Below are 7662 nucleotides of genomic sequence, written 5' to 3' on the forward strand. Positions count from 1 at the left end.
TAAACTATGAATTGTTATTATAAGTATATTTAATTGATCTTACTATCCTGTTTTTTATAAATTCACTAATTTTTATTGTATGAGGCTAATTCTAACGTCTGCAATTTTCGTAGGTTACGAGTCTACTAAACTATTTTTACATCTTTTAACTTATAATTAACTTTACATTAACACATTGTTAAAAATTTTTATTTAGGATTAATTAATAAATAAAAAGGGAGGTTGAGCTGTGAAAAAATCATTTTTATTTTTTACAGTTTTATTTTTGGTTTTTCAATTTCTTTTTTTGCAATCTCCTTCTTTTGCTAATAATTCACTTTGGGTTCCTACAGATCAGCTTTTAACGCCCGCAGGAGAACAGATCCTTATTTCTGGTAGGCCTAATGCTATTGCCATAAATCCAGATGGCAAAACTGCTGTTGTAAATGTAGGAGGATATCCTAATGGTCTAACTCCAAATTATTCACCTATAGTTGTAATAGACCTGAAAAGCGGTAAGGTAATCCAAAAATTTGCCTTGTCTGAAAGTGAAAAAGGTGGGTCTTATACTGGCATTATCTATTCTAATGATGGTTCGAAATTATATGCTTCCTTTAGCGATGGGAAGATTCTAGATTTTAATGTAGATAAAGATGGATTATTAACCTTATACAAGATAATTAAATTGCCAAAAAATATTGACGGTAAAACTTCGGATCCTGGTGGTTTAGCCATTTCTAATGATGGTTCGAAATTATATGTTGCCTTGAGCAGAAACAATTCAGTCGGTATAGTTGATCTCTCTACTGATGAATTTATTGGTGAAATACCTGTTGGCAATGCACCGTATACAATTTTAGTTGACAAAAATATGGCCTTTGTTTCGAATCAGGGTGGAAGAATTGCTACCCCAGATGATTTTACGAATTATTCGAGTGGGACTCCAATAGTTTCTAATCCGACTTCTGGTATGGCTAGCACTGGTACAGTTTCTGTGATAGATCTTAGTACAAATTCAGTTGTAAAAAATATCACTGTAGGTTTGCAGCCTACTGCAATGTGTCAAAATAAAGAAGATATTTTCGTAACAAATACTAACAACGATACAATTTCTGTTATAAACAGGCAATCTTTAGCTGTGGTAAAAACTATCAGCGTTCATCCGTATCCTAATTCAATATTTGGCAGTCAGCCAAACGCTATTGTAATATTTCAGAATAAATTATTTGTAAGCCTTGGTTCTAATAATGCGGTAGCTGTTTATGATTGGAATGGCGAAAACGAAGCTGTAAAATTTGATGGTCTAATTCCTACTGGGTGGTATCCTGGTGATATAGCTATTGATAAAGCATTAAATAGTATTGTGGTGGCGAATATAAAAGGAGTAGGATCTTTAGGCAAAGAGGTGCCATTTGGACATTCTAAACAAATTTTTGGCCATTCAGTATATGCATGGCTGGGCAGCATATCAGTTATAAAATATCCGGATGATAAAGCTTTGGCTGAATATACAAAACAAGTGTATGAAAATAACAATTGGAAAAATTTAAACAGCGATAGTTTAAAGAATGGGAATAATTATGGCACGTTTGGAATTTCAAATCAGTTGAGCGAGTCTCAAAATAGATCTACTAATTACCAATTTGGAGTTTCGTTTTCAATTCCATTAAATTTAGGCGGCTCCTCAGCTATTAAACACGTTTTCTACATTATTAAAGAAAATAGACCTTATGATCAGGTACTTGGTGATATGAAAGAAGGAAATGGTGATCCAGATTTAGTGGTGTTTGGTGAAAAAATTACTCCAAACGAACACGCATTAGCAAAAGATTTTATCCTATTTGATAACTTTTATTGTAGCGGTTCAGTATCTGCTGACGGGCATCAGTGGACTGATCAAGGTTTAAACCCTGATTATGTAGAAAGACAGTTCGGTGACTTTCCACGTAGCTATCCTAATGAAGGTGGAGATAGCCTTGCTTATCTTTCGTCTGGATTTATATGGGAAGATGCAGTCAATCATGGTAAATCTGTAGCTAATTTTGGTGAATATGTAAAATATTTTCGTACTCCAACTGGGTCTGGTGTAGAGCCTCTTGGAAGTTGGAATGACTGGTACAGGGACTCAGAAATTTTAGAGGGAAAGCTTAAAGGTAAGTTGCACGTACCGCTCGGGAGATTTCAAGCTGTGTCAGATGTACCATCAAATGACAGAGTTTTGATTCGCGATTATCCTCCATTTGACCTGTATATACCGGATCAGTATAGATTAGATATATTCTTAAGACAATTTAACTCATATGTAAAAAATAATAACTTACCCGATCTTATAATCATATCTTTGCCTAGTGATCATACAGGTGGCACAAAACCTGGGTTACCCACACCACGTGCAATGGTTGCTGATAACGATCTTGCTTTAGGTAGAATTGTTGATGCAATAAGTCATAGCAAATATTGGAAAGATTCAGTCATATTTGTAGTTGAGGACGATGCCCAAAATGGGATAGATCATGTTGATGGTCACAGGACCACTGCGTTTGTAATAGGGCCTTATGTAAAGAGAAATTTTGTAGACCATACAATGTATACCCAAGTTGATATGTTAAGAACAATAGAGCAGATTTTAGGATTACCACCGATGAACCAAATGGATTCTGCTGCAACTCCTATGTATGATGCTTTCACAAACCACCCAAACTTTACTCCTTATAATGTTTTACCAAATAATGTTCCCTTGGATGAAATGAATCCAGATTTGGATGCATTGAAGACCTCTAATAATCTTCAGTATCTGTGGGCCTTAGCTTCTAAAAATATGTTTTCTGGTTCTACATTAGACGATGAAGACAAGCAAAATGTTAATCTGTTAAATAGAGATATATGGTATAGTGTGAAAGGCTTTAATTCGCCATATCCAGGTGATGATAAGGTATATACACCAGACGAAGCAAAAGTAAAACCTGTAATGAATAATAGCTACCATAATTAGATTTATTTGCCCTATGAAATATGCATCTCTATTTCATGGGGCAAATTTATTTAATATTAAATTTTTCATTAACGTCATTTTCTTTGCGTGGCATAAAAATTGGCCTGGTTTAATTTATTTCAATTTATATTTTTCTGTTTTTATATAAGTATCTTTGTAAATTATCGATATTATCAAGTAAAGGCATATAAACTTATAAACCGCCCTAAAATTTAAAAAATAATATTGCTATGTGAGACATTTGTATTATAATGTTATCTAATAAATAATGTTTTGTAGGGGGTTTAAATCTTGAAAAATTTACTTAAAACAATATTTTTTATTATTCCCTTTATTGTTTTCTTTTCTATATCTTATGCTGACCAATCGGAGATATTTATTCCTCAACCAGATACTAAAAATCTTTCTTCAAATTGGCTACCTATAAAAGATTCACTAGATAGAAATTTAACCAGTACTCCGGCTAACTTTTACTATCCTGTTTTTTACTATTATTATCCAGAAACCATTAAAATCGATAAAGATAATGAAACTCTTACTGTGTGGATATTGGAAGCTCCTTCAAATAACATCATTTCTCTTGAGTGTGCAAACAGTGCTGGGTGGTTTTCTAAGTCTTGTTTTGTAGATCACAAAGAAGCGCTCTATAAATTCGACTATTTAAGAGCAACATTTCAAAGAATTTCGCCTATTTATTATTATGATGCAAACGATAATCTTACTAATAAGTCAAAGGATGAAAGTTCGAAAGTTGAGGAGATTAAAGATGGTTCAATTCAACAAAAAGAATATGACTTTTTTAAAAAATTTTTAAAATAATAATTTGCGATGAAGGCTTTAATTTTAGATAAAATATCAAAAGTTGAGAGTATGCCACTTAAAATTAAAGAAGTTGACCAACCAAAACCAGATATTTATCAAATTTTGGTAGAAATTTCATGTTGTGGAATATGTCATACTGAACTTGATGAGATTGAAGGCAGAGTTGTACCAAAACTCCCAGTTATACTAGGTCATCAGATAGTAGGTAGAGTTAAGGAAGTGGGGAAAAGTGTTACAAAATTTAGGCCCGGTGATAGAATTGGCATTGCATGGATAAACTCCGCATGCGGGAATTGCTATTTTTGTAAAAGAGGCGAAGAAAACCTTTGTAATGATTTTAAGGCTACGGGTTGTGATGTGGATGGAGGTTATGCTGAGTATTGTCTAATATCTGAAGACTTTTGTTACAAAATACCTGATAATTTTTCAGATGTCCAGGCTGCACCACTTCTGTGCGCTGGTGCAGTAGGTTATAGATCTCTAAAGCTTACAAATATGATTGATGGTGATCGCATAGGGCTTTTTGGCTTTGGTGCATCAGCTCACATTGTGATTCAGATAATAAAAGGACTTTATCCAAATTCCGAAGTATATGTATTTACAAGAAAAAGAGGTGATTCTGCAAGCAAGATGGCAATGGAAATGGGAGCTGATTGGGTAGGTGCTACGGGAGACATTCCTCCAAAAAAATTAAATCGTGCTATCGATACTACGCCTGCAGGTTATGTTATACGAGAAGCCTTGGGTGTTCTCGAAAAGGGTGGTAGACTGGTTACAAATCTTATTAGAAAGGAATCCTTTATACCAGAACTTGATTATCAAGTACATCTATGGAATGAAAAAGAACTAAAAAGCGTGGCTAATATCACTAGAGAAGATGTGAAAGAGTTTTTAAACCTTGCATCGTCTATTTCAATAGAATCAAAGATACATGAATTTGATTTTCAAGATGCGAATAAAGCGCTTTTAATGTTAAAACGCGGTGAATATAAAGGAGCAGGCGTTTTAATTGTCAGTTAAACTGTTCTTTGTGAGTTATATTTAATGAAATTTGCCTTGATCGCTACAGAATATAATGATGATATATTTAAGGGAAATTTTGAAGAAGCTCCGTTTTATTCAATTTTTGACAATGATAAATTTTTAAAAAAGATTTCAAATGAAAGTTTATGTAACATAGATTTAAGTAAATATATTTTGATCGGTTCAAAAATTAGTAATGAATTTAAGAATAAGTTGATTAGTCAAAATGTAAATTCTATAATTTCAAATTTTGAAACCCTTAATAGTGCTAAAACATTTTATATAGACTTTTTAAAAAAAGTTGAAGTATTTGAAAAATATACGTTCGAATACGAATCCTGGTTTGAAGAAAACAAATTTGTTTATCTGTCAGAAATCGAAGCTTTAAAAATGGCAATTCCTTCTTCAGGCAAAGGTCTTGAGGTAGGGGTGGGAAGTGGAAGATTTGCAAAGCCCCTGGGAATCTCATTTGGTGTTGAGCCTTCTGATAGAATGGCTCAAATTGCAAGAGACAGAGGTATAAAAGTATATAAAGGCATAGCTGAAGATTTGCCTTTTCAAGACGAAGAATTTGACTTTGTACTTCTTGCTGTTACAATTTGTTTTGTGAACGATCCTGAAAAAAGTTTGTCTGAAGCGAAAAGAGTTTTGAAAAATGGTTCAAGATTAATAGTTGCTATAGTTGATAAAGAAAGTAAGTTGGGTAAATTATATCTAAAGAAACAATCACACAGCGTTTTTTATAAGAAAGCAAGATTTTTTTCGTCAAAGGAGGTTATTGAACTTTTTAATAAGATTGGTGTTAAGTTTTCCGGTTCTATTCAAGTATTGTTTGAAGACGATATAAAAGATTTAAGTTATGTTCAAAAACCAAAACCAGGCTATGGTGAGGGAGCTTTTGTAGTTTTAATAGGAGAGAAAAGATAAAATTATATATCATTTTTATATTTTAATTTAATTTAAGTTGGTGAGAGCCATAAGTAATTTTAAATCTTTGTTGGTAATTTTGATGTTTGTTATTTTAGCTTTTGATATTAATTTTACGGATGCTATGGCATCAGATTGGGTTTATTTTGCAACAGATAATGTTTATGGAAATCAATTTTTTTATGATGCAGATAGTATAAAGCATTTAACTCAGGATATAATTGAAGTTGACTATAAGGAGTTGTATTCTGAAGCTGGAAAGAATGCCTATATTTCAATTCTGAAATCTCATAACATATCGACATACGGTTATGATTTACTTTTATACACAATTGTTTATTTGAAGGTAGATCTTGAAAATAATTTAATAATGATACTTTATTTTACCGATTACAATAAAAATGGAGATATTTTGTATCAAGATAATATAGAAAATCCTACTTGGGATTATGTACAGGAGGGAACCATAGGCAGGCTCTTAATTGAAGCAATAAAGAATAATTCGAATAAATAGATAATTAATTTTGAGGATATTTTATTATTTTTAATGGAGAGCATGAAGATGGTGTATTTGTTTTTGGATATTGAAACAATTATTGATGATAATCTTATTGAAAAGGCAGGCTCAGAAAAACTTAAAAATCAATTTTATAATAATGAATTTATTAAACAAAGTGTTTTTCATGTTCCAGTTTGTTTTTCTTTTATATGTAACGTTAATTTGCAGGATTTTTACTTTAAGTCTTATATAAGCAAAAACGCATCTTTAATTGTCGATAAATTTTTTTCTAATTTTTATTTGTTATTTGAAAAATCAAAATTAAAATACTCAAATTATCCCATAATTGTTACTCACAATGGTCAAAATTTTGACATGCCAATTTTGACTTTACAGGCAATTAGATTTTACGATTTATTATCAGAACAAGCAAAAATGGGGATAAAAGAGTATCTTGATACCAGCGACAGGTGGGAAAATAGCAGGCCTAATTATACAAGTAAGAATAGCATGTATCATATAGATACTTATTTACTTACTAATTCTTATTCTTCATTGAAGGCTCTTTGTACGTTAAACGGAATTGATTGTAAAACTCAGATGGATGGTAAACAGGTGGCTGAATATTTTAAAGATAACAAATTAAAAGAGATTGCTCTTTATTGTGCTGAGGATGTTCTTTCACTTGCAAAGCTCTTTAATAGAATTAATATTGCTCGTGGAAATGGTTCTTTGATATTGCCAAATGACTTGAATCAATGTGAAATTGAGATTTTAACTTAGACTATTGCTGAATATTCATAATTGCTAATCCCTTTTTTAACTTTCTATGACAACTAATTTAATTTTAATAAATTTAACGTAAATTAATTTGTAACACAAGTCAAAACAAGGAGGTAGGCATGAAAAATTTTCTTATTGGTTTATTTCTAGGCAGCTTTCTTATGTTTGTTTCCACCACTTCGTTCAATCTAATTCCTAATCAGAGTTCTGCCCAGGCTCAACCAATTATGCCTTGGTACTATCAACAATTGGCATGGGAAAATCATCCTGAAATGGAGGCGGCTTTAAATCTTTTGATAAAAGCGAGGGAGCATCTTAATAAGGCAGCCCATGACTTTGACGGTCACAGAGTTCAAGCTATTAAGTACACTGATATGGCAATTCACGAAGTAAGAGAGGGTATTAATTATGCAAATAATCACTAATATTTAACGCCCTCCTGTAGGAAGTCTCTGTTGAATTAGGAAATCAATGCCTTCTACAGCAGAAATCTTAACTTTTCCGTCTGGAATTACCTCTATGCTTTCTTTTGAATAAGAGAATGTATCTAAATACGAATCGGTATAAAAATTAATAAACTCAGAGGCATTTGCTGTAGGGCAGTAAAGGTAGTCTATAAAGATAAAAAATAAGAAAG

8 protein-coding genes are annotated in these 7662 nt (G+C 32.1%); 7 read left to right on the top strand and 1 reads right to left on the bottom strand.

All coding sequences use genetic code 11. The annotated features are described in order from the left end of the window. The first annotated feature begins 229 nt into the window (after positions 1-229). The 7 genes from ACWIUX_RS01410 (at position 230) to ACWIUX_RS01440 (ending at position 7450) form a co-directional block, all read left to right on the top strand. Complete coding sequence (locus ACWIUX_RS01410) at positions 230-2971, top strand: alkaline phosphatase family protein (RefSeq protein ID WP_448588938.1); 2742 nt, start codon at positions 230-232, stop codon at positions 2969-2971. 291 nt (positions 2972-3262) lie between these two features. Next, a complete protein-coding gene (locus ACWIUX_RS01415) occupies positions 3263-3790 on the top strand; it encodes a hypothetical protein (RefSeq protein WP_448588939.1) in 528 nt (175 codons plus the stop codon). Positions 3791-3841: 51 nt separating this feature from the next. Beyond that, the gene (locus ACWIUX_RS01420) at positions 3842-4813 is read left to right on the top strand and encodes a zinc-dependent alcohol dehydrogenase family protein (RefSeq protein ID WP_448588940.1); all 972 of its coding nucleotides are present in this window, start codon (positions 3842-3844) and stop codon (positions 4811-4813) included. 24 nt (positions 4814-4837) lie between these two features. After that, a complete protein-coding gene (locus ACWIUX_RS01425) occupies positions 4838-5743 on the top strand; it encodes a class I SAM-dependent methyltransferase (RefSeq protein WP_448588941.1) in 906 nt (301 codons plus the stop codon). A gap of 82 nt (positions 5744-5825) precedes the next feature. Next, positions 5826-6257 carry a hypothetical protein gene (locus ACWIUX_RS01430; protein ID WP_448588942.1) on the top strand — a complete coding sequence of 144 codons (432 nt, stop codon included), beginning with the start codon at positions 5826-5828 and terminating at the stop codon, positions 6255-6257. Positions 6258-6305: 48 nt separating this feature from the next. Continuing rightward, on the top strand, positions 6306-7025 hold the full coding sequence (locus ACWIUX_RS01435) for a ribonuclease H-like domain-containing protein (protein WP_448588943.1): 720 nt from the start codon (positions 6306-6308) through the stop codon (positions 7023-7025). Positions 7026-7144: 119 nt separating this feature from the next. Next, a complete protein-coding gene (locus tag ACWIUX_RS01440) occupies positions 7145-7450 on the top strand; it encodes a hypothetical protein (RefSeq protein ID WP_448588944.1) in 306 nt (101 codons plus the stop codon). A 3-nt stretch (positions 7451-7453) separates the two neighbouring features. On the opposite strand, the gene ACWIUX_RS01445 is transcribed toward ACWIUX_RS01440, so the two are convergent. After that, positions 7454-7662, bottom strand: a 209-nt coding sequence (locus ACWIUX_RS01445) for a hypothetical protein (protein ID WP_448588945.1), incomplete at its 5' end; no start/stop codon positions are given.

The organism is Thermodesulfobium sp., from assembly GCF_053498235.1.